The following is a 20,737-nucleotide window of genomic DNA, read 5'->3' as shown; positions in this document are numbered from 1 at the left end:
TGCCCGCGCGCCGCGCAGGGAAGGATTATGAAGACCGGTCTACATACTTCGCGGGGCGCATGCCTGCCAGGCCCGCGCGATGCGTGAGAAGTCGGACCGGCCGACTTCCTGTACACCGTGGTGATCGCCGCTATCGGATTATGACGACCGGTCTACATAGCTGGCCCGGGTGGCGGCCCGAGCGACCCGAGTGAGAAGTCGGCCTGGTCGACTTCTCGCGTACTCCCACATGTTGGCCAGGGGTGAATTATGCCGACCGGTCTACATATCCCGCGCACGCCAGGCGCCAGGGCTGGGCGGCGCACGAGAAGTCGGCCTGCTCGACTTCCTGCGCGTCCCCCCGTGTTCATGGGGGGCAAGATTATGATGCTCGGTCTACATATTCTCCCGCCGGATCCCGGGGCAGCGCGCGAAAAGTCGGCCTGGTCGACTTTCTGTGCAATGCGATGGTTCGGCGCGGGCTGGATTATGCCGACCGGTCTACATATTTGCCCCGGGGCGGCATCGGGCCCGGGGGTTGCGCGAGAAGTCGGTCAGACCGACTTCTCGCGCAACCCTCACGCCTACCTCGGGTGGCACTGCCGAAACGACGCCGCCTCTAATGCGCCGCCGTTGATGCCGTCGTCGACGCCGTCGGTGTTCCCGCCCCGGTCGGGCGCGGCGAGGGGCTGTTCGTCGCGGGAGCCGTCGGGGTGCCCGAGGGGGACGGGGAGCCGGACGGCGTGCCGGCCGGCGGTGTCGTCGACGGCGAGCCCGACGGGGAGGGTGCGCCCGTGGTGGTCGGCGAGGGGGAGTCCGTCGGCGGGGCGGACGTCGTCGGGGATGGGGCGGGAGGGGAGGAGGCCGAGCCGCCGCGGTTCTGTGGGCCGCCCTCCAGGGTGACCACCGCCTGCGAGGGCGGCAGTGCGATCCGGGCGGTCCAGTGCGTGGTCGGTGCGAGGTCCTCGTCCACGGTGACGATCACGGTGATCCGCTGGCCGGGCGCGAGCGTGCCGGAGTCGCGGCTGAGCCGGAGCCAGCCGGCGTCCGTCACCGCGTGCCAGCGGATCTCCGTGGTGCCTGAGTTGGTGAGGGTGAGGACCGTACGGCTGCCGTACTCGCCGGCCTCGACGGTGAGCAGTCCGGCCGGGGCCGGGTCGGGCGCACCCGGTCCGGAGGTCCGTTCGAGGACGGGGGCCGGGGCGGCGACCAGGGTCGGGCTGCCGAGCGGGGTGGCGCCGTGGGCCGGGACGGGGACCACGGCGCCCTGGAAGGTCAGTCGAGGAAAACCGGGAAGCAACGTTTCTGCAGCGTTGCCCCCGCCCGTCCCGGCCAACTCCAGCCCCGGCACCCCCGGTCCGCCCTGGCCGACCTGGCCCCCGCCCCCCGGCCACGGCTGTGGTGACCGCTGTCCGGCCGCCGGGCCTGCTTCGTTCACCTGTACCGCGGACACCGAGGCCGCCGCCCCCGACCCGCCACCCCGGTGCCCGGCCCAGAGCGCGACCACCGGCGCAGCCAGCACGGCCGCGAGCACACCCGTGGTCACCACCCGCCGACGGACCGCCAGTCCGCGCCCCGCGTCCGGGGCCCGGTGCCGGGGAAAGCCGCTCTGGTCGAACCGCAGCCCGGGCTCGGCCACCACACGGCCGAAGCCACCCGCGACACCGGCGACACCGGCGACGCCCGCGGCACCCGCGGCACCCGCGACACCGGCGACGCCCGCCCCACCAACGACACCCACAGCGCTCACGCCGCCCACGCCGCCCACGCCGCCCACTGCGCCCGCCGGAGCAGCCAGCAGCGGCAGCCCGGACAGCCCCGCCGCCCCCTTCGCCGCCTCGTCGGCCACCCGCTCCGCCGTCCCCCGGCAGGTCGGGCAGTCCACCACGTGCTGCACCAGCTCCCGCCGTAGCGCCGGGCCGAGCACCCAGTCCCGCCAGGACTCCGCCCCGGCCCCGCCGAGCCGGTCCAGCTCCGGGCAGCTGCCCACGCCGAGCACCAGCAGCGCCGCCCTGGTCCGGGCGACCTCGGCCTCCGCGCCGACCAGCAGCACACGGGTCCGCTCGAACGGCAGGCCCAGCACCGCCGCCACCTCCAGTGGCGTCAGCCGGTGCCGGACGGAAAGCTCCAGTGCCTCGCGCTGCTCGGGGTCGGTGCCGGCCGCCTCCGGCCAGGCGAGCGAGGCCAGCTCGCGCCGCCGCCGGGCCGTCTCGATCTCGCTCGGCTCGGCCCCCGGCGCCCGCCCGGCCGCCCGTCCGAACCCGGCCCCGTGCCCGGCCGCAACCCCGGCCCAGGCCGCGCCCCCACCGCCGCCCGAGGCCCCACCACCGCCCGGAGCCCCACCACCGCCCGGAGCCCCACCACCATCCACCACCCCGGCCCCGGCCCCGTCCGCGAGTCGCCGCAGGCAGCAGTACCGGGCCAGTGAGAACAGCCAGGCCCGTACCAGCCCGGGCTCGGCCAGCCGGGCGCCGTGCCGATGCGCCAGCTCACGGACCTCGCGCAGGGCGTCGGCGGCGGCGTCGTGCTCGCACAGCACCGAGAGGCAGTAGGTGAACAGGCCGTCCACCTGCCGGTCGTACGCCGCGAGCACGGCGGAGGCCTGCGGCCCGGCCGGCCCAACAGTTCGCGTTGTCACCCCTCCGACGGTAGGGAAGCCGGACCGCCCGACCCCGCCATTCGCCGCGTATGTACTTCTTTCGGGTAACAACATCGCCCATCTGTGTGGACGCGCGGCGAGCCCGGTGGCGGACCGCCGCTGTCGTACCCAGGCGCTACCGTGGGCCGCATGCCTCCGCGTTCCAAGACCACCGCCAAGCCGCGCCCCGCGTACCGCTGCACCGAGTGCGGCAACCAGCTGCCCAAGTGGGTCGGCCGCTGCCCGGAGTGCAACGCCTGGGGGACGGTCGAGGAGTACGGCGCGGTGCCGATCCGGACGACGGCCGCCGGTCCGGTCAGCGCCCCGGCCCGCCCGATCGCCCAGGTGGACGGCCAGGTCGCGACGGCCCGCTCGACGGGCGTCCCGGAGCTGGACCGGGTGCTCGGCGGCGGGCTGGTGCCCGGCGCGGTGGTGCTGCTGGCCGGTGAGCCCGGCGTCGGCAAGTCCACCCTGCTGCTGGACGTCGCGGCCAAGGCGGCCACCGACCGGCACCGCACGCTCTACGTCACCGGCGAGGAGTCGGCCGGCCAGGTCCGGCTGCGCGCCGACCGGATCAACGCCCTCTCCGAGCACCTCTACCTCGCCGCCGAGCAGGACCTCGGCGCGGTGCTGGGGCACATCGAGGCGGTCAACCCCGGCCTGCTGATCCTGGACTCGGTGCAGACCATCGCCTCCGCCGAGCTGGACGGCGCCCCCGGCGGCCCGGCCCAGGTCCGCGAGGTGGCGGGCGCGCTGATCCGGGCGTCCAAGGAGCGCGGCATGGCCACCCTGCTGGTCGGCCACGTGACCAAGGACGGCCAGATCGCCGGCCCGCGCCTGCTGGAGCACCTGGTGGACGTCGTGCTCAGCTTCGAGGGCGACCGGCACGCCCGGCTCCGCCTCATCCGCGGGGTCAAGAACCGCTACGGCGCCACCGACGAGGTGGGCTGCTTCGAGCTGCACGACGAGGGCATCGTCGGCCTGGCCGACCCGTCCGGCCTCTTCCTGACCAGGCGTGACAAGCCCGTCCCGGGCACCTGCCTCACCGTCACCCTGGAGGGCAAGCGCCCGCTGGTCGCGGAGGTGCAGGCGCTGATGGTGGATTCGCAGATCCCCTCGCCGCGCCGGACCACCTCGGGCCTGGAGTCGCCCCGGATCGCGATGATCCTGGCCGTGGTCGAGCGGCACGGCGGGGTGAAGCTCGGCAAGCAGGACATCTACACCGCGACGGTGGGCGGGGTGAAGCTGAGCGAGCCGTCCGCCGACCTCGCGGTGGCGCTCGCGGTGGCCAGCTCCTCCACCGACACCCCGCTGCCCAGCAACCTGGTGGCGATCGGCGAGGTCGGCCTGGCGGGCGAGGTGCGGCGGGTGACGGGCGTGCAGCGCCGGCTCGCCGAGGCGCACCGGCTGGGCTTCACCCACGCCCTGGTCCCGCCGGACCCGGGCAAGGTGCCGCCGGGCATGAAGGTGGTCGAGGTGTCCGACATCGGCGAGGCGCTGCGGGCCATCCCGGGCCGCCGCCGGGCCGCCGCCAAGCCGCGCGGCGAGGGGCGTACCGAGGGGCGTGCCGAGGGCCGTGCTGAGGCACCGTCGGCGCCGCCGGCCCCGCGCTCGGCCCGGGTCGCGGCCTACCCGGAGGAGCTGATGGACGGCTGGGAGCCGCTCGACTCCGACGAACTGCGCTGACCCAAGCCCTGCCGCAGCCGCACGCAGTTAGACTTTCCCCAGTCTCATTGGCCAGAAGGCAGTACCGAGCGGTACTGAGCGACAGAGCAACAGACCGCGGACCGGCGCACGGCGCGAGGCGCGCGGCACGGGGTCGACCGGAGGAGTCACGTGGCAGCCAGCGACCGGGGGGCGGACAAGGCCTCCCGTGAGGAGGCCCTGCTGCGGGCCTCCCTCACCGCCATCGCGCCCGGCACGGCGTTGCGTGACGGCCTGGAGCGGGTCCTGCGGGCCAACACCGGCGGCCTGATCGTGCTGGGCATCGACAAGACCGTCGAGTCCCTGTGCACCGGTGGCTTCGTCCTGGACGTCGAGTTCACCGCCACCCGGCTGCGCGAGCTGTGCAAGCTGGACGGCGCGGTGGTGCTCGACAAGGACATCACCAAGATCGTCCGCGCCGGTGTGCACCTGATGCCGGACTCGACCATCCCCACCGACGAGACCGGCACCCGCCACCGCACCGCCGAGCGGGTCAACCGGCAGACCGGCTACCCGGTGGTCGCGGTCTCGCACTCGATGCGGCTGATCGCGATGTACGTCAACGGCACCCGCCGGGTGCTGGAGGACTCCACCACCGTGCTGTCCCGCGCCAACCAGGCGCTGGCCACCCTGGAGCGCTACAAGTTGCGCCTGGACGAGGTGGCCGGCACGCTCTCCGCGCTGGAGATCGAGGACCTGGTGACGGTCCGGGACGTCACGGCCGTCGCCCAGCGCCTGGAGATGGTGCGGCTGATCGCCACCGAGATCGCCGGTTACGTGCTGGAACTCGGCATCGACGGCCGTCTGCTCTCGCTGCAGTTGGACGAGCTGATCGCGGGCGTGGAGCCGGAGCGCGAACTGGTCGCCCGGGACTACTTCCCGGAGCGGGCCGCCAAGAAGGGCCGGACGGTCAACGAGGTGCTGGCCGACCTGGAGGCGCTCACCCACGCCGAGCTGCTGGACCTGCAGACCGTCGCCAAGGCGCTCGGCTACTCGGGCACGCCGGAGTCCCTGGACTCCGCCGTCTCGCCGCGCGGCTACCGTCTGCTGGCGAAGATCCCGCGCCTGCCCAACACGGTGATAGAGCGCCTGGTCGAGCACTTCGGCGGCCTGCAGAAGCTGCTCGCCGCGAGCATCGACGACCTCCAGACGGTCGAGGGCGTCGGCGAGACCCGGGCCCGCTCGGTCCGCGAGGGCCTGTCCCGCCTTGCCGAATCGTCCATCCTGGAACGCTACGTCTGATCCGACGACGTGCGGACGGCCCCCGGGGAACGCTTCCCCGGGGGCCGTCCTGCGTCCGGGCCCCGGGTCACCGTTCCGGGAGCTCCGTAACCCCGGAACCCGTAACCCCGGGACCCGCGTAGCTCCGTAACCCCGTGGCCCCGGAACGCCGGAGCCCCCGGTCGCCGCGGCGACCGGGGGCTCCCGAACGGAGTCGACCGACCCTCAGTTGTCCAGCCGGATCGAGGTCCGCGCCGAGACCTTGTCCCCGGAGAGCCCGGTGAGCTCGGCGAGCACCACGTAGGTGCCGTTCGACGGCGGCGTCGGGTCGGCGGTCGCGCACTGCGGCTTGCTGCGGCTGCGGTCCCAGGTGAAGGTCTCGGTCTGGCTGCCGTTCGCCGCCAGCTGCACCCAGATGCTGCCCTTGTCGGCCGGGCAGTCGCCGGAGGACCAGACCCGCTCGCCGTTGCTGGCGCTCACGGTGATCGCGGAGGCGATCCGGCCCAGGTCCACCCGGCAGTTGGCGCCGGTGGAGTTCTTGACCGTCAGGGCGAGCCGCGGCTTGTCCTTGGGCTGGAACGAGTTCTGGGTGCCGGCCAGCTCCAGGGCGACCTGCGAGGAGGCGCAGACCGGAAGCGCCATGACCTCGGGCGTGTTGAACGCCGGGACGCCACCGCCGGAGCCACCGGCGCCGCCGGCGCCGCCCGCCGCGCCGCCACCGGTGCCACCGGCACCGCCGGAGCCACCCGAGCCGCCGGCGGGAGCCGGGTTGGCGCCGCCGGTCGAGCCGCCGCTGAGATTGACCTCGGTGCCGCCGCCGCCGGCCACCGGGCCGCCGCCGGAACCGCCCGAGCCGCCGCCCGGGCGCGCGGCGGGGCCGCTCGGTGAGGCGCCGGGCGTGATGGCCTGGGCAGGGGTCTGGCTCTGGGACGGAACGGCCTGTGCGGCCTTGCTCTGTGAGCCGCCGTCACCGCCTCCGCCCTGATCGGTCATCAGCCAGGCGATCAGGGCGATGACCGCCGCGACGGCGGCGAGCACGACGACGCGCCGACGCCAGTAGATCGAGGCCGGCAGCGGTCCCACGGGTTGACGCAGAGAGGGCACGACCAAACTCTACGAGACTGTGTGTGGCGATTGACTCACCAACACCGCACAGTCGTCCCTTCCTTCACATGATCCGCCATTTGATCCGTTCGAGGGAGCCCCGAAGGGCTGATTGTCCGGAACTTCTCCGGGACCCTCTCCGGAACTTCTCCGGGACGTTCTCCGAAACGTTCGCCGGCGTGACCTCCGCGGTGATCACCGGCGTGGTCTCCGTGATGCCGCCGGAGGGTCCTCCGATGGTCCTCCGATGGTCCTTCGATGGTCCTCCGGTGGTCCGGACCCCTCTGCTCCACTTCGGCCGGGTCGGAGGGCGTGGGAGGATCGAAGGGCCATGACTGCCATCACCGCCACCGCCGCCGCCGGGACCGACGACGCCCGGCTCCCGATGCCCCTGCCGCTGTTCCACTCGACCGTCCTGGACTGGTACGAGGCGACCAAGCGCGACCTGCCCTGGCGGGCCCCGGACGCGACGCCCTGGGCGGTCATGGTGAGCGAGTTCATGCTCCAGCAGACCCCGGTCAAGCGCGTGCTGCCCGCCTGGGAGGCGTGGATGACCCGCTGGCCGACCCCCGCCGACCTCGCCGCCGAGGCGGCCGGCGAGGCGGTCCGGATGTGGGGCCGGCTGGGCTACCCGCGCCGCGCGCTGCGGTTGCACGCGGCCGCGGTGGCGATCACCGAGGAGCACGGCGGCGAGGTCCCGGACGACCACGCCACGCTGCTCTCGCTGCCCGGGGTGGGGGAGTACACCGCCGCCGCGGTCGCCTCCTTCGCCTTCCGCCAGCGGCACGTGGTGCTGGACACCAACGTCCGGCGGGTCTTCGCCCGTGCGGTGACCGGCGTCGAGTACCCGGCCCAGGCCACCACCGCCGCCGAGCGCCGTACCGCCACCGCGCTGCTGCCCACCGATGCCGGGACCGCCGCCACCTGGGCGGTCGGTGTCATGGAGCTGGGCGCCCTGGTCTGCACCGCGCGCGGCCCGGAGTGCGGGGAGTGCCCGCTGTTCGCCGGCTGCGCCTGGCAGCGGGCCGGCCGCCCGCCGTACGAGGGTCCGGCCCGGCGCGGGCAGTCCTACGAGGGGACGGACCGCCAGGTGCGCGGCAAGCTGCTCGCGGTGCTGCGGGAGGCGCACGGCGAGGTCGAGCAGGCCCGGCTGGACGCGGTCTGGCCGGACGCGGTGCAGCGGGCCCGGGCCCTGGACGGCCTGGTCGCGGACGGCCTGGTCGAGCCGGTCGAGCAGGGTGTCTACCGCCTGCCGCAGTAGGACGGAACGACGGCGCCCCCGGGAGGAGGACCTCCCGGGGGCGCCGCGGTCGTGCCGGGTCGTGCGGTGCGGAGCGGGGACCGTCAGACGGCCGCCGCCTCCAGCGAGGCCTCGGCCGGCTTCTCGCCCTTGCCGGTGCCGCGCAGCGGCACCTCGCGCAGGAACAGCGCGGCGGCGATCGCGATCACGGCCACCCCGGCGCCCCACAGGAAGACGGTGTGCATGCCGTTGGACACCGCGTGGTGGTAGGCGTCCTGGATGTTCTCGGGGAGCTTGCGCAGGGCGGCCGGGCTCATCTGGCCCGGGTCCTTCACGCCGCCGCCGGCGGCCTGCTCGCCGAGCTTCTCCTTCATGGTGTCGGTCACCCGGTTGTTGAACAGGGCGCCGAACAGCGCGACACCGAAGGAACCGCCGATGGTGCGGAACAGGGTGGCGGTGGAGCTGGCCACGCCCATGTCCTTGAGCTCGACGCTGTTCTGCGCGACGAGCATGGTGATCTGCATCAGGAAGCCCATGCCGGCGCCGAGCACGACCATCCAGCAGGCCGAGGTGAAGCTGCTGGTCCCGACGCCCATGGTGGAGAGCAGGACCATGCCGGCGGTCATCACGATCGTGCCGATGATCGGGTAGATCCGGTACTTGCCGGTCTTGGTGACGGCCTGGCCGACCACCAGCGAGACGACCAGCATGCCGAACATCATCGGCATCAGCAGCAGGCCGGAGTTGGTCGCCGACGCGCCCTGGACGATCTGCTGGTAGAGGGGCAGGAAGACGGTCGAGCCGAACATCACGAAGCCGACGATGAAGCCGATGATCGAGACCAGGGTGAAGTTCAGGTTCTTGAACAGGGTCAGCGGGAGCATCGGCTCCTCGACCCGCTGCTCCACGTAGCAGAAGGCGATCAGCGAGGCGGCGGCGAGCGCGGCCAGGCCGAGGATCTGCTTGGAGCCCCAGGCGTACTGCTGGCCGCCCCAGGTGGTGATCAGCACGAGCGAGGTGATGCCGACGGTGAGCAGGATGGCGCCCAGGTAGTCGATCTTGGCGGTGCTGCGGACCTTCGGCAGCTTCAGGGTCACGATGACCACGGCCAGCGCGACCACACCGAGCGGCAGGTTGATGTAGAAGGTCCAGTGCCAGCTCAGGTGGTCGGTGATGAAGCCGCCGACCAGCGGGCCGCCGATGGTGGCGAGGGCCATCACCGCGGCGAACATGCCCTGGTACTTGCCGCGGTCGCGCGGCGGAACCAGCGCGCCCATGATCGACATGACGCCGACCATCAGGCCGCCGGCGCCCAGGCCCTGCACGGCGCGGAAGCCGATCAGCTCGTTCATGTTCTGCGACAGGCCGGACAGTGCCGAGCCCACCAGGAAGATCACGATCGAGGTGAGGAAGGTGCCCTTGCGGCCGTACATGTCGCCGAGCTTGCCCCAGATCGGGGTCGAGGCGGCGGTGGCCAGGGTGTACGCGGTGACCACCCAGGACAGGTGCTCGGCGCCGCCGAGGTCGCCGACGATCGTCGGCATCGCGGTGCCGACGATCAGGTTGTCGAGCATGGCCAGCAGCATGGTGACGACCAGGCCGACCATGACGAGGCGGATCTCGCGGGGTGACCGCGGCTGCTCCTCCTCGGCCGTCTTGTCCTCCGGCACCGGAGCGGCGGTCTTGGACTGTGACATGAGGTGGGGTCTCCCGGAGGGTGCTTGGGACGCGCATCCGCGCCGCTCGGCGGCTACTTACTTGACGCCCGGCTAGTTTCTTGTAACGTCGGCACGGTAAGTTGTTCCCTAGCCGGTCGTCAAGCCAGTTTCCGAACCGGCCACCTGGGCAGGGAGAATGTGCCCGGGGCGGACGCCACCCCGGGGATCCGCAGAAGTCACCGACGCAGTCATGAGGCAGGCCATGGGCACTCCGCACAGCCCCCGCAGCGACACCCGGGCTCGCATCATCGAGGTGTCGCTGGAGCTCTTCTCCGAGCAGGGGTACGAGCAGACCTCACTGCGCGAGATCGCCGACCGCCTGGGTGTCACCAAGGCCGCGCTCTACTACCACTTCAAGACCAAGGACGACATCGTCCTGGGCATCGTCGAGCGGATGGCCGCGCCGATCGACGAGACCATCGAGTGGGGCCGCAAGCAGTCCTGGAGCCCGGAGATGCGCGACGAGCTGATCCGCCGCTTCGCGGACGGGATGGCCGAGCGGGCCCCGCTGCTGCGCTTCTTCCACGAGAACCAGCCCGCGCTGCGCGAGTCGCCGGCCGGGCTGGCCTTCCGCGACCGCATGATCACCATGATGCAGCTGGTGCACGGGCCGAACGCGGACTTCCCGGACCGGCTGCGGGCGGCGATGGCGCTGTTCACCGTCCACTCGTCGCTGTTCCTGCTCAAGCAGGACACCGCGGACTGCGGCCACGCCGAGAACGTCTGGGGCGAGCCGCTGGACACGGCGGCCACGCTGGACGAGGCGATCCGGGCGGCCCGGGAGATCGCGCTGGAGATCGGCGGCCGGATCAGCCACCCCGCACCGCCCGCGCCCGCCCCGGCCCCGCCGGCACCGCCGGCAGCGCCTGCCCCGGCTCCGCCGGCGCCGCCCGCACCTGCTCCGGCCCCGCCGGCACCGCCCGCGTCCGCCCCCGTCGGTCCGTGAGGGACGGTCAGAAGTTCGTGACGCCGTGCCCCGAGAGGTACGCGACCGGGTTGACCACCGCGCCGTAGCGGTTGCTGGTGCGGATCTCGAAGTGCAGGTGCGGTCCGGTCGAGTTGCCGGTGCTCCCAGAGAGCCCGATCCGCTGGCCGGCCGACACGTGCTGGCCGGCCGAGACCGCGAGCGAGGACATGTGCGCGTACTGCGCGAAGTGCCCGTCCGCGAGCCGCAGCACGACCTCCTTGCCGTACGCGCCGTCCCAACCGGCCGACACCACGGTCGCGTTGCCGACCGCCAGCAGCGGCGTGCCCGAGGAGACCGCGAAGTCCACCCCGGTGTGGTACCCGGCCGCGTACTCGCGGTTGGCCACCCCGTACGGATTGCTGGTCGGCGCGTTCGGCACCGGCGCCGACCACTCGGGGGCGGGGGCGGGCGCCGGGGCCGGGGCGGGCTCCGGTTCGGGCGCCGGCGCGGCGACCGGCTCGGGCTGCGCGGCCGCGGCCGGGGCGGGCGGATCGGCGGGCAGCAGGTTGGCCGCCACCGCCACGGACTGCTGGGCCGAGGGACCGTCCCCGGGCAGCTTGTACGCGCTGGGGCCGGCCACCTGGACCAGTCCCGGTGCGGGCACCTCCGCCTGCGGCGCGGTGAAGGCCGAGCTGCCCGGCGTGGTGGGCCGTACGGTCTGGGCCGAGGCGCTGCCGGGCGCGGCGACCAGCAGCACGCCGGCCAGCAGCGCCGCGGCCGCTCCGACCGAGGCCAGCGCGTGGTCGTGCTCGGCCCGCTGACGGCTGCCCGGCAGGGTGGTGTGCCGGGGCGTGGCGAGCGTGCGCAGCGGCGCGACATGGGCCCGGACGGCGTTGTCGAGCCGGGGCTGCCAGGCCGCCGCCTGGGCCGCCGTACGGGCGGCGAGCCGGCGCAGGGTCGGCCCCACGGGCGGGACGGTGGACATCGGTGGCCGTACCTCACGGGTCGAGACGGGGCAGCACGACGGGGCCCGTCCGGGGCGCGTGCTGAGCGGGGGACCACACAGGTCTAACCGGCACCGGGCGCACTCCCAAACGGTGTGACGTACTACCGCGGCTAGTCGGTGCGGCGCCGTATCCCCGGACCGGCGGGGCGACGATCACGGGATCCGGTCGCCCACGACCGCTCCCGGACGGCTCACCGGCCCGTCCGGCCCCGCTACTACCGCCGGTCGTACCGGGGCGAGGGCCTGTGACCAGTACCACCCGCGGCCGGGGTTTGACGGGCGCGAACCGCCTCCGTCCGAACCGCTTGCGTCCGCACCGATGACCGGTCGGGCCCGCTGCGGGACCATCGACCCATGTATGGCAACAGGAGCGAAGACCCCGACGCCGGTGACCGCCCGAGCCCGGCGGACCGCCGCTTCGCCGCCCTGCGCGGCTGCGAGCGCATCCTGTCCGGCGTCCGGCCGCGGACCATCCGCGAACGCCTCGCGGACCTGGCCGATCCGCCTCCGGACGGGAAGGGAGCCGCCCCCGATCTGGACGACCGGCCGGACCAGTACGGCGACGGCGTGGTCCGGGCCCTGGAGCTGCGGGTCGCCGGGCTGCTCGGCACCGAGGACGCGGCCTTCTTCCCGACCGGCACGATGGCCCAGCAGGTCGCCCTGCGGATCCACGCCGAGGCCGCCGGGCTGCGCACCGTCGCCACCCACCCGCTGGCCCACACCGACCGGCACGAGCGGCACGCGCTGGGCGTCCTCACCGGTCTGCGCAGCCTCTGGCCGACCGTCGCGCCGCGCCAGCCCACCGCCGAGGAGGTGCGCGCCCTGGACGAGCCGTACGCCGCGCTGAGCCTGGAACTGCCGCTGCGCGACGCCGGGTTCGTGCTGCCCGACTGGGAGCGGCTGCGGGCGCTGGCCGCGGTGGTGCGGGAGGAGCACGGCGCGGCGCTGCACCTGGACGGTGCGCGGATCTGGGAGTCCGCGGTCGCGCTCGGCCGCCCGCTGCCGGAGGTCGCCGCCCTGGCCGACTCGGTCTACGTCTCCTTCTACAAGACGCTCGGCGGGATCAGCGGTGCCGCGCTGGCCGGTTCGGCCGGCTTCGTGCGCACCGCCGGGGCCTGGCGCCACCGCTACGGCGGGCAGCTCTTCCAGCAGTGGCCGTTCGCGCTGGCCGCGCTGGCCGGTCTGGAGCGCGAACTGCCGCTGCTGGAGGGGTACGTGGCGCACGCCCGGACGGTCGCCGAGGCGCTGGCCCGGGCCTTCGCCGCCGTCCCCGGCGCCCGGGTGCACCCGGCCCCGCCGCACACCCACCAGTTCCGGCTCTGGCTGCCGTACCCGGCCGAGGAGTTGGAGGAGGTCTCGCTGGAGCAGGCCGAGGAGACCGGGATCGGGCTGTTCGGAGCCTGGCGCGAACGCGAGCTGCCGGGCCTGGCGATGACCGAGGTCACGGTCGCCTCGCCCGCCCTCGACTGGACCGGCGCCGACGTCGAGGTGGCGGCCGCGGCCTTCCTGGACCGGCTGCGGACCCGCGCCGGCCGGCCCTGACCAGGCGCCGGCCCTGACGGGCTGCCGGCCCGGAGGGAGACCCGACAAAGCGTCCGGCCCGCCCCCGCGGTGCGGGGACGGGCCGGACGTGGTTCCGTCAGAGCTGCCTGGTCACAGGCTGATCGCTACGGGCTCGATCAGTTGTCGACCGGGCGGACCCGGATCCAGGTCTCCAGGTAGTTCGAGGACTCGTTCTCGACCTCGATGCTGGTGCCGGTCTTCGGCACGTCGACACCGGAGTACGGGTTGTCCTTGGACCACCAGGACTTCAGGTCGGAGAACTCGTCGACGCCCTTCGACTTCGGGACGACGGTCTCGACGCTGGCCTTGTGCAGGGTCAGCGCGGGGACGCGGCGCGAGCCGAAGGTGGAGTCGAAGCCCTGCATGCGCGGACGCATCAGCGTGCCGTCGCTCCACTTGATCGGGGTCGGGTGCGAGTCGACCGGCAGGACCAGGCCGTGACCCGGGTGGGCGCTGACGTTGTTGTCGGTCTGGGAGGTGTCCCAGTACCAGATCAGCAGACCGGGCTGGTACGCGTAGTGCTCGACCCAGCCCGGCTTGTCGGCGAAGCCGAAGTTGTACGGGCCGGTCTTCAGCGTCTGGTCGAACGACACGTACTGCTTGTTCTCCGCGATGTAGTACTGCGCGTAGTCCTTGGTGTACGAGCCGCCGAAGCGGGTGAAGCCGGTGGCGGCCCAGCCGTTGTCACCGTTCTCCACGTCGTCGCTGAACAGGGTGGCGCCGTCGGCGACCACCGCGATGTTGTCCAGCGCCAGGCCGCGGTAGTGCAGGCCGCCGTCGGTGGTGTTGTGGTAGCGGAACTTGATCTGCTTGCCCGCGTAGGCGTCCAGGTTGAAGGACAGGTCGCCCCAGGTGGCGGCCAGGCCGTTCACGGCCGGACGGTCGTTCTCGCGGGGGAGAGCGGTGCCGTTCCAGGTGCCGTCCACGACGGTCCAGGTCTTGCCACCGTCGGTGGAGACCTCGCCGAAGGCGTAGTCGAAGTCCGGCTCCAGCTCGTACCAGGCCTTGGCGTTGATGCTGGCCTTGGTCTTGCCGGTCAGGTCGACGTCACGGGTGAGCGTGACGTTCAGGTTGTCGGCGCTGCCGCTCCACCACTCGTTGCCGCCCGCGAACGGCTTGTTGATGTCGGTGGTGATGCTCTTCTTCGGCAGGTCGACGAGGAGCGCCTGCGGCAGGTCGGTGTTGTACTCCACCGGGCCGATGTGGTGCGTCGACTCGGTGCCGGCCTTGGCGCGGTCGACCTTCAGCCAGCCGAGCTGGTACTTGCTCCAGGCGTCGAGGTCGTTCGGCATGTCGCCGATGCTGTTCTTGCCCTCGCCCAGCCAGGAACCGGAGGACATCAGCGACCAGAAGCCGACCGAGTTGTCGATGCCCTTGCCGGCGGTGTCGTAGAGGTCCGGCAGACCGAGGTCGTGGCCGTACTCGTGCGCGAAGACGCCGAGGCCGCCGTTCTCCGGCTGCATCGTGTAGTCGCCGATCCAGAGACCGGAGTTGCCGACCTGCACGCCGCCGAGCTTGTTGCCCTCGGGGCCGGCCTGGCCCGTCAGGTTGCCGTAGACGTAGGAGCGGTGCGCCCACAGGGCCTTGGTGCCCTGCTTGCCGCCGCCGGCCGACTTGTCCTCACCGGCGTGCACGATCTGGAAGTGATCGATGTACCCGTCGGGCTGGTTGAAGTTCCCGTCGTGGTGCGACCCGTAGCGGTCCCACTGGTCGTACTGGGCCAGCGTCGCCTTGACCTGGGCGTCGGTCTGACCCTTGGCCAGCTGGTCCTTGTACCAGATGTCCACGGCGTCGCGGATCAGGTCCTGCGCGCTGGCGCAGACGTTGGAGCCGCAGTAGTCGGAGCCGTACCGGGCCTCGTTCCACGGGACGCGGACCCAGTCCGAGACCACGCCGTCGACCGAGTAGCGGCCCGAGGACTGCTTCTCGTAGAAGGTCTTCAGCGAGGGCTTGTCCTTGGAGAAGTACAGGTCCTGGTAGTGCTGCTGGTTGTAGTCGGCCTGCCACGCGGTCGAGTTGTTGGTGGCCGGGTCCGGCTGCGCGATCTCGTTGTGCTTCGGACCGGCCTCGCCGCCGTACTTGACCTTGCCGTCCGGCGTCTTGGTGGTGTTGTCCACCTGGTCGCCGAAGTCGACCAGGATGGTGAAGATCTTGTCCGTGCGCTCGCGGGCGAGCTCCACGTACTTGTCCTTGCCGAGCTTCACGCTGGTGCTGCCGTTGTGCTGCTCGACCTGGGCGGTGCCGTTGAGCAGCTTCTCGGTGGCGGCCTTCTGCTCGGCCTCCACCTTCGCGGTCAGCGGGCCCGGGATGTTGTGCTCGGTGTTCTGGACGGCCTCAGCCGGGTCCTTCGGCACGGGGGCCGAGCCGGCCGCGACGGCGGTGCTCGGGAACAGGCCCGCGCCGAGCGTGACTATGACCGCTGCGGCCGTCGCGGCTGCAGCGGTTCTCCTGGTGTTCTTCAACGTTGTGACGTCCTCCCCGACCGGGGCCAGCTCATGGCCAAAGCCCGGCAAACCAAAATGAAAGACAGGTGGACGTCATTTGATACAAGCGTGCATAAAAAAGATAGACCTTGACCGTGACATGGTCACGGCGCTATGCTCCGCGACTTCCCATCAGCTGACCATCTGTCAACCGTATGTTCGTTAAAGCTGCCTGAGAAATCGACCGCACGCGTACCAACCAGCCCGGAAGCCACCCGTCCGAGTCCGCGGCGGCAGGCGCTCCGACGGGGCGGAACGCACTGAGCCCCCGGCGTGAACGCCGGGGGCTCGGTGGCTGTGAAGTTGTCTGTTAAAAGTTGGCTACTTCGTCAGGTCCGGACCGGACGAGGCGACCGCAGCCGGGGTGTCCGCGACGGCCGACTTCTCCTCGCCGCGGAAGGTGAACTTGGCTTCCTTGCCCTCGCCGTCGACGTCGACGACGACGATGTGACCGGCCCGCAGCTCACCGAAGAGGATCTTCTCGGAGAGGTGGTCCTCGATCTCGCGCTGGATGGTGCGGCGCAGCGGACGGGCACCCAGGATCGGGTCGTAGCCGCGCTTGGCCAGCAGCTTCTTGGCCTCGACGCTGAGCTCCAAGCCCATGTCCTTGTCCTTGAGCCGCTCGTCCACCTTGGCGATCATGAGGTCGACGATCTGGATGATGTCGTCCTCGGACAGCTGGTGGAACACCACGATGTCGTCGACACGGTTCAGGAACTCGGGGCGGAAGTGCTGCTTGAGCTCCTCGCCGACCTTCGCCTTCATCCGCTCGTACCCGGTCTGGGTGTCACCCGTGGCCGCGAAGCCCAGGTTGAAGCCCTTGGAGATGTCCCGGGTGCCGAGGTTGGTCGTCATGATGATGACGGTGTTCTTGAAGTCGACCACGCGGCCCTGGGAGTCGGTCAGGCGACCGTCCTCCAGGATCTGCAGCAGCGAGTTGAAGATGTCCGGGTGGGCCTTCTCGACCTCGTCGAACAGGACGACCGAGAACGGCTTGCGGCGGACCTTCTCCGTCAGCTGGCCGCCCTCCTCGTAGCCCACGTAGCCGGGCGGGGAGCCGAACAGCCGGGAGACGGTGTGCTTCTCGGAGAACTCGGACATGTCGAGCGCGATCAGCGCGTCCTCGTCGCCGAAGAGGAACTCGGCGAGCGTCTTGGACAGCTCGGTCTTACCGACACCGGACGGGCCGGCGAAGATGAACGAACCGCCGGGGCGCTTCGGGTCCTTGAGGCCCGCACGGGTGCGCCGGATGGCCTGGGAGAGCGCCTTGATGGCGTCCTTCTGACCGATGACGCGCTTGTGCAGCTCGTCCTCCATGCGCAGCAGGCGCGAGGTCTCCTCCTCGGTCAGCTTGAAGACCGGGATGCCGGTGGCGGTGGCCAGGACCTCGGCGATGAGCTCCTCGTTGACCTCCGCGACGACGTCCATGTCGCCGGCCTTCCACTCCTTCTCGCGCTTGGCCTTGGCCTGCAGGAGCTGCTTCTCGTCGTCGCGCAGGGACGCGGCCTTCTCGAAGTCCTGCGCGTCGATCGCGCTCTCCTTCTCGCGGCGCACGTCGGCGATCTTCTCGTCGAACTCGCGCAGGTCCGGCGGCGCGGTCATCCGGCGGATGCGCATCCGGGAGCCGGCCTCGTCGATCAGGTCGATCGCCTTGTCCGGCAGGAAGCGGTCCGAGATGTACCGGTCGGCCAGGGTGGCGGCGGCGACCAGGGCGGCGTCCGTGATGGAGACCCGGTGGTGGGCCTCGTAGCGGTCGCGCAGACCCTTCAGGATCTCGATGGTGTGCGGCAGCGACGGCTCCGCGACCTGGATCGGCTGGAAGCGGCGCTCCAGCGCGGCGTCCTTCTCCAGGTGCTTGCGGTACTCGTCCAGGGTGGTGGCACCGATGGTCTGCAGCTCGCCGCGGGCCAGCATCGGCTTGAGGATGCTGGCGGCGTCGATGGCGCCCTCGGCGGCGCCCGCGCCGACCAGGGTGTGCAGCTCGTCGATGAACAGGATGATGTCGCCGCGGGTGCGGATCTCCTTGAGCACCTTCTTCAGGCGCTCCTCGAAGTCACCGCGGTAGCGCGAGCCGGCCACCAGGGCGCCCAGGTCCAGCGTGTAGAGCTGCTTGTCCTTGAGCGTCTCCGGGACCTCGCCCTTGACGATCGCCTGCGCCAGGCCCTCGACCACGGCGGTCTTGCCGACGCCGGGCTCACCGATCAGCACCGGGTTGTTCTTGGTGCGGCGGGACAGCACCTGCATGACCCGCTCGATCTCCTTCTCGCGCCCGATGACCGGGTCGAGCTTGGCCTCGCGGGCGGCCTGGGTGAGGTTGCGGCCGAACTGGTCCAGGACCAGCGAGGTCGACGGGGTGCCCTCGGCGGGCCCGCCGGCCGTGGCCGACTCCTTGCCGCCGCTGGTCTGGTAGCCGGAGAGCAGCTGGATGACCTGCTGGCGCACCCGGTTGAGGTCGGCACCCAGCTTGACCAGGACCTGGGCGGCGACGCCCTCGCCCTCGCGGATCAGGCCGAGCAGGATGTGCTCGGTGCCGATGTAGTTGTGGCCGAGCTGCAGGGCCTCCCGCAGCGACAGCTCCAGGACCTTCTTCGCCCGGGGCGTGAAGGGAATGTGACCGGACGGGGCCTGCTGGCCCTGGCCGATGATCTCCTCGACCTGCTGGCGAACGGCCTCAAGAGAAATCCCGAGGCTCTCCAGGGCCTTGGCGGCGACGCCCTCGCCCTCGTGGATCAGACCCAGGAGGATGTGCTCGGTGCCGATGTAGTTGTGGTTGAGCATCCGGGCTTCTTCCTGAGCCAGGACGACAACCCGCCGCGCGCGGTCGGTGAACCTCTCGAACATCGTTTATCGCTCCTCAGAGCGGTCGGGCAGTTCGGGGTCCGTCCCCGCCCTGTCCTTCCGCATGCTAGTCCCGCTCAGCGGCGCGGCCCACGGATTCACTCCCCGGTAGAGGAGAGAGATGCTGCGCGACCAGCCGACACCAATCCCAACCTGATGCTGGGAAACGGTGTTCCCACTGGTGGGCCGGATGCACCGGAATCCGCTACGCCATCGGCGAACAAGCGCCGCCGGGGCGCGCCCGGACCCTCTCCGACCGGTCGCGCATACTGCCCCTGGACGGGTCCGAGAACCCGTCCACCTGCATTCATACCCGGTATCGGGGCGGTTCTCGCGCAGTTTCCGCGGTGGCGGTGTTCGCCTGGCGAGAAGTCGGGCCGCGGTGACGGTGGTTCAACGGCGGCCCGGATGGTCGGTACGCCATCCCGGTGGTGTCCGCGTTACCGCTTCGCCCCTACAGCGTTGCACAGCTCGTGATTGTTCCGCCGCCCGAGCCCGCACCCCGGACGCCTCCCGGTGCCGGTGGCGCCGTGGCCGTCCGGGCACGCGCCGCGGTCGTCCGGGTACGCGCCGCGGGGCGCGGAGGAGACTCCTCCGCGCCCCGCGCGTGTGTCGTCGGTGCCGTGCGCGGCAGCCGGGGCCCCGCATCCGCTCCGGCGTGCCGGCGGCGCCGGGGTCAGGACGCGTTGGCCTTGTCGTAGGCCTCGCGGACCGTGCTCGGCACGCGGCCGCGGTCGTTGACGTCCATGCCCTGCTCCTTGGCCCACGCGCGGACCTTCGCGGTGTCCGGAGCGCTGCCGGAGGGGCGCTGGGCGGCGCCGCGGCCCGGGCGGCGGGCGCCGGCGAGCCGGCCGCTCTGCTTGCGGCCCTTCTCCACGTACGGCGCCAGCAGGCCGCGGAGCTTGTCCGCGTTGGCGCTCTTCAGGTCGATCTCGTAGGCAACGCCGTCGAGCGCGAACGTCACCGTCTCGTCCGCCGAACCACCGTCGAGATCGTCTTCAAGAATGACCTGCACCCTCTGTGCCACGGGCTTCCCTTTCCGCTAAACGACCCATTGCCTAAGGAAAGGAAAGCGCTTTTCTCCGGAAAACACAAACCCTTGACCCGGGCGGAGCCGGTCAGAGGTGCAGCAGCATGCGCGAGTTGCCCAGTGTGTTGGGCTTCACGCGCTCCAGGTCGAGGAACTCGGCGACGCCTTCATCGTACGAGCGGAGGAGTTCTTCATAGACATCCGTAGCGATCGCCGCCGGGTCTGTCGTACCATCATCGGTTTCCTGGACCTCGCCGATCTCGACGAAACCGTGTTTCGCGAAGAACGGGACCTCGAACGTCAAGCAGAAAATCCGACGGACGCCGAGCCAGCGGGCCGTCTGCACGAGCTTCTCCAGCAGCAGGTGCCCGATGCCGAAGCCCCGGCAGACCGGATCGACCGCGAGCGTCCTGACCTCGGCCAGGTCCTCCCACATCACGTGCAGGGCGCCGCAGGCCACCACCGCGCCGTTGTCGTCGCGTTCCGCGACCCAGAACTCCTGGACGGATTCGAACAGTGTGACAGTGGGCTTGTCCAGCAGAATGCCGTCGCGCGAGTAGGCGTCGATGAGCCTGCGTACTGCCCGCACGTCCGTGGTCCGTGCGCGGCGGATGGTGACCTCCATGGCGGGACGTTATCGCGTCGCCCCGGGTGCGGTCCCACCGGTATCCGGTCCGCCGGTATCCGCCTCGGCGGTATCCGGGCCGTCCGCCGGTGCGGAATCCGCCCCCGGCGGATCGGGCGGGAACAGAGCGGCGACCCGCAACGCGTCCCGCAGTGCCTCGCGTTGCTCGGGCGACATCAGGCCGAAGAAGTGCACCAGGGCGGCCGCCGGATTGTCACTGGTGGCCCAGGCGTCGTTCATCAGGGCCGCCGTGTACGCCTCACGCGAGGAGACCGGTTCATATCGATAGGCCCGGCCGGCCCGCTCGCGGCGCAGCCAGCCCTTTCTGTGGAGCTTGTCCAGGACGGTCATCACCGTGGTGTACGCGATTTCGCGTTCCGACTGCAGATCCAGGAGAACCTCGCGAACCGTCACCGGTCGGTTCCACTGCCACACCCGGGTCATGATGGCGTTCTCAAGTTCGCCGAGTTGCCGGACCATAGTGCGGCCAGGATAGGGAGTGAATGGGGCAAATCTTGTGAAGTGCGCCAAACCGGCGCGCCGCCACCCCCGGGATTCGGGAATGGCGGCGCGCCGGTCGTTCGGGGCGGCTGACGGCGTCCGTCGCGGGTCCGCCCGCAGGTCGTCGGGGGCCCGGGGACGGCCCGGACCCCCGGGGGGATCAGTCGAAGTCCTCCTTGG

General features: G+C 71.6%; 14 protein-coding genes. 5 read left to right on the top strand and 9 right to left on the bottom strand.

The window, feature by feature from the left end; all coding sequences use genetic code 11:
• Positions 1-598: 598 nt before the first annotated feature.
• The gene (locus tag ABT048_RS14295) at positions 599-2,617 is read right to left on the bottom strand and encodes a BACON domain-containing protein (RefSeq protein ID WP_350521654.1); all 2,019 of its coding nucleotides are present in this window, start codon (positions 2,615-2,617) and stop codon (positions 599-601) included.
• A 150-nt stretch (positions 2,618-2,767) separates the two neighbouring features.
• Between ABT048_RS14295 and radA the strand changes: the two genes are divergently transcribed.
• Positions 2,768-4,303 carry a DNA repair protein RadA gene (gene radA / locus ABT048_RS14290; protein WP_350521653.1) on the top strand — a complete coding sequence of 512 codons (1,536 nt, stop codon included), beginning with the start codon at positions 2,768-2,770 and terminating at the stop codon, positions 4,301-4,303.
• A gap of 201 nt (positions 4,304-4,504) precedes the next feature.
• The gene (gene disA / locus ABT048_RS14285) at positions 4,505-5,563 is read left to right on the top strand and encodes a DNA integrity scanning diadenylate cyclase DisA (RefSeq protein ID WP_350521739.1); all 1,059 of its coding nucleotides are present in this window, start codon (positions 4,505-4,507) and stop codon (positions 5,561-5,563) included.
• 204 nt (positions 5,564-5,767) lie between these two features.
• Here the strand turns inward: disA and ABT048_RS14280 are convergent, their stop codons facing one another.
• A complete protein-coding gene (locus tag ABT048_RS14280) occupies positions 5,768-6,646 on the bottom strand; it encodes a hypothetical protein (RefSeq protein ID WP_350521652.1) in 879 nt (292 codons plus the stop codon).
• 331 nt (positions 6,647-6,977) lie between these two features.
• On the opposite strand from ABT048_RS14280, the gene ABT048_RS14275 reads away from it, so the two are divergent.
• Positions 6,978-7,907 (top strand): HhH-GPD family protein, encoded by a 930-nt coding sequence (locus ABT048_RS14275; RefSeq protein WP_502894008.1) that lies wholly within the window; start codon positions 6,978-6,980, stop codon positions 7,905-7,907.
• A gap of 83 nt (positions 7,908-7,990) precedes the next feature.
• Here the strand turns inward: ABT048_RS14275 and ABT048_RS14270 are convergent, their stop codons facing one another.
• The gene (locus ABT048_RS14270; RefSeq protein ID WP_350521651.1) at positions 7,991-9,583 is read right to left on the bottom strand and encodes an MDR family MFS transporter; all 1,593 of its coding nucleotides are present in this window, start codon (positions 9,581-9,583) and stop codon (positions 7,991-7,993) included.
• Positions 9,584-9,806: 223 nt separating this feature from the next.
• Between ABT048_RS14270 and ABT048_RS14265 the strand changes: the two genes are divergently transcribed.
• Positions 9,807-10,550 carry a TetR/AcrR family transcriptional regulator gene (locus ABT048_RS14265; RefSeq protein ID WP_350521650.1) on the top strand — a complete coding sequence of 248 codons (744 nt, stop codon included), beginning with the start codon at positions 9,807-9,809 and terminating at the stop codon, positions 10,548-10,550.
• Positions 10,551-10,557: 7 nt separating this feature from the next.
• On the opposite strand, the gene ABT048_RS14260 is transcribed toward ABT048_RS14265, so the two are convergent.
• A complete protein-coding gene (locus ABT048_RS14260) occupies positions 10,558-11,496 on the bottom strand; it encodes a M23 family metallopeptidase (protein ID WP_350521649.1) in 939 nt (312 codons plus the stop codon).
• 375 nt (positions 11,497-11,871) lie between these two features.
• On the opposite strand from ABT048_RS14260, the gene ABT048_RS14255 reads away from it, so the two are divergent.
• Positions 11,872-13,059: a threonine aldolase family protein gene (locus tag ABT048_RS14255; RefSeq protein ID WP_350521648.1), complete on the top strand. Its 1,188-nt coding sequence runs from the start codon at positions 11,872-11,874 to the stop codon at positions 13,057-13,059.
• A 137-nt stretch (positions 13,060-13,196) separates the two neighbouring features.
• On the opposite strand, the gene ABT048_RS14250 is transcribed toward ABT048_RS14255, so the two are convergent.
• The 5 genes from ABT048_RS14250 to ABT048_RS14230 all read right to left on the bottom strand — a co-directional run bounded on the left by ABT048_RS14250 (position 13,197) and on the right by ABT048_RS14230 (position 20,536).
• On the bottom strand, positions 13,197-15,542 hold the full coding sequence (locus ABT048_RS14250; protein ID WP_350521647.1) for an immune inhibitor A domain-containing protein: 2,346 nt from the start codon (positions 15,540-15,542) through the stop codon (positions 13,197-13,199).
• A gap of 342 nt (positions 15,543-15,884) precedes the next feature.
• Positions 15,885-18,404, bottom strand: coding sequence for an ATP-dependent Clp protease ATP-binding subunit (locus tag ABT048_RS14245; RefSeq protein ID WP_350521646.1), 2,520 nt, complete (start codon positions 18,402-18,404; stop codon positions 15,885-15,887).
• Between the two features lie 673 nt (positions 18,405-19,077).
• Entirely contained in the window at positions 19,078-19,428 is a 351-nt protein-coding gene (locus tag ABT048_RS14240) for a histone-like nucleoid-structuring protein Lsr2 (protein WP_350521645.1), read from the bottom strand.
• Between the two features lie 91 nt (positions 19,429-19,519).
• A complete protein-coding gene (locus ABT048_RS14235; RefSeq protein ID WP_350521644.1) occupies positions 19,520-20,056 on the bottom strand; it encodes an amino-acid N-acetyltransferase in 537 nt (178 codons plus the stop codon).
• A gap of 9 nt (positions 20,057-20,065) precedes the next feature.
• A complete protein-coding gene (locus ABT048_RS14230) occupies positions 20,066-20,536 on the bottom strand; it encodes a BlaI/MecI/CopY family transcriptional regulator (RefSeq protein ID WP_350521643.1) in 471 nt (156 codons plus the stop codon).
• Positions 20,537-20,737: the final 201 nt, after the last annotated feature.

The sequence above is a fragment of the Kitasatospora sp. NPDC096140 genome (assembly GCF_040303045.1).
Taxonomy (GTDB): Bacteria; Actinomycetota; Actinomycetes; order Streptomycetales; family Streptomycetaceae; genus Kitasatospora.
This window is presented reverse-complemented; position numbering and strand designations above follow the sequence as displayed.

What these genes read in the sequence shown, in the direction of transcription:
- ABT048_RS14230 (WP_350521643.1), bottom strand. Translation starts at nt 20,536, where the DNA reads ATGGTCCGGCAACTCGGCGAACTTGAGAACGCCATCATGACCCGGGTG.
- ABT048_RS14275 (WP_502894008.1), top strand. Translation starts at nt 6,978, where the DNA reads ATGACTGCCATCACCGCCACCGCCGCCGCCGGGACCGACGACGCCCGG.
- ABT048_RS14265 (WP_350521650.1), top strand. Translation starts at nt 9,807, where the DNA reads ATGGGCACTCCGCACAGCCCCCGCAGCGACACCCGGGCTCGCATCATC.
- ABT048_RS14235 (WP_350521644.1), bottom strand. Translation starts at nt 20,056, where the DNA reads ATGGAGGTCACCATCCGCCGCGCACGGACCACGGACGTGCGGGCAGTA.
- ABT048_RS14260 (WP_350521649.1), bottom strand. Translation starts at nt 11,496, where the DNA reads ATGTCCACCGTCCCGCCCGTGGGGCCGACCCTGCGCCGGCTCGCCGCC.
- ABT048_RS14270 (WP_350521651.1), bottom strand. Translation starts at nt 9,583, where the DNA reads ATGTCACAGTCCAAGACCGCCGCTCCGGTGCCGGAGGACAAGACGGCC.
- ABT048_RS14255 (WP_350521648.1), top strand. Translation starts at nt 11,872, where the DNA reads ATGTATGGCAACAGGAGCGAAGACCCCGACGCCGGTGACCGCCCGAGC.
- ABT048_RS14245 (WP_350521646.1), bottom strand. Translation starts at nt 18,404, where the DNA reads ATGTTCGAGAGGTTCACCGACCGCGCGCGGCGGGTTGTCGTCCTGGCT.
- radA (WP_350521653.1), top strand. Translation starts at nt 2,768, where the DNA reads ATGCCTCCGCGTTCCAAGACCACCGCCAAGCCGCGCCCCGCGTACCGC.